Genomic DNA, 1,785 nt, shown 5'->3' with positions numbered 1-1,785 from the left:
TTGGTGCAATCAAACATTTATGGAGAGTTTGATCCTGGCTCAGGATGAACGCTGGCGGCGTGCTTAACACATGCAAGTCGAACGATGAAGCCGGAGCTTGCTCTGGTGGATTAGTGGCGAACGGGTGAGTAACACGTGAGTAACCTGCCCTTGACTCTGGAATAAGCGTTGGAAACGACGTCTAATACCGGATACGAGCTTCAGCCGCATGGCTAGGAGCTGGAAAGAATTTCGGTCAAGGATGGACTCGCGGCCTATCAGGTAGTTGGTGAGGTAATAGCTCACCAAGCCTACGACGGGTAGCCGGCCTGAGAGGGTGACCGGCCACACTGGAACTGAGACACGGTCCAGACTCCTACGGGAGGCAGCAGTGGGGAATATTGCACAATGGGCGCAAGCCTGATGCAGCAACGCCGCGTGAGGGACGACGGCCTTCGGGTTGTAAACCTCTTTTAGTAGGGAAGAAGCGAAAGTGACGGTACCTGCAGAAAAAGCACCGGCTAACTACGTGCCAGCAGCCGCGGTAATACGTAGGGTGCAAGCGTTATCCGGAATTATTGGGCGTAAAGAGCTCGTAGGCGGTTTGTCGCGTCTGCTGTGAAAACTGGGGGCTCAACCCCCAGCCTGCAGTGGGTACGGGCAGACTAGAGTGCGGTAGGGGAGATTGGAATTCCTGGTGTAGCGGTGGAATGCGCAGATATCAGGAGGAACACCAATGGCGAAGGCAGATCTCTGGGCCGTTACTGACGCTGAGGAGCGAAAGCATGGGGAGCGAACAGGATTAGATACCCTGGTAGTCCATGCCGTAAACGTTGGGAACTAGATGTAGGGGCCATTCCACGGTTTCTGTGTCGCAGCTAACGCATTAAGTTCCCCGCCTGGGGAGTACGGCCGCAAGGCTAAAACTCAAAGGAATTGACGGGGGCCCGCACAAGCGGCGGAGCATGCGGATTAATTCGATGCAACGCGAAGAACCTTACCAAGACTTGACATATACGAGAACGGGCTAGAAATAGTTCACTCTTTGGACACTCGTAAACAGGTGGTGCATGGTTGTCGTCAGCTCGTGTCGTGAGATGTTGGGTTAAGTCCCGCAACGAGCGCAACCCTCGTTCTTTGTTGCCAGCACGTAATGGTGGGAACTCAAAGGAGACTGCCGGGGTCAACTCGGAGGAAGGTGGGGATGACGTCAAATCATCATGCCCCTTATGTCTTGGGCTTCACGCATGCTACAATGGCCGATACAAAGGGCTGCAATACCGCAAGGTGGAGCGAATCCCAAAAAGTCGGTCTCAGTTCGGATTGAGGTCTGCAACTCGACCTCATGAAGTCGGAGTCGCTAGTAATCGCAGATCAGCAACGCTGCGGTGAATACGTTCCCGGGCCTTGTACACACCGCCCGTCAAGTCATGAAAGTCGGTAACACCCGAAGCCAGTGGCCCAACCGCAAGGAGGGAGCTGTCGAAGGTGGGATTGGTAATTAGGACTAAGTCGTAACAAGGTAGCCGTACCGGAAGGTGCGGCTGGATCACCTCCTTTCTAAGGAGCATGGCAGCTCGTTTTTCCGTCTCTGCGGTATACACAGAGTTAGTGGGAAACGAATTTATGTTGCCGAGTCGTACCAGCCTGTTCGGGTTGGACGGCGCTCATGGGTGGAACATTGACATTGTGATCAGAGGAACTGTTGTTTCTTTAGTACGCCAGCTTGCTGGTTGGAACGAGGGGTTTCAGGGGTGCTGGTCTTTGCACGTTGTTGGGTCCTGAGGGACCGGCCACGGATCGTAA

General features: G+C 54.3%; 1 rRNA gene. It reads left to right on the top strand.

The window, feature by feature from the left end:
• Positions 1-16 precede the first annotated feature (16 nt).
• A 16S ribosomal RNA gene (locus I6E52_RS14220) occupies positions 17-1,539 on the top strand.
• Positions 1,540-1,785 lie beyond the last annotated feature (246 nt).

It is taken from the genome of Salinibacterium sp. NG253 (assembly GCF_015864945.1).
Classification (GTDB): domain Bacteria; phylum Actinomycetota; class Actinomycetes; order Actinomycetales; family Microbacteriaceae; genus Rhodoglobus.
Note: the sequence above shows the minus strand (reverse complement) of the source record. Positions and strands in the feature narration are given on the sequence as shown.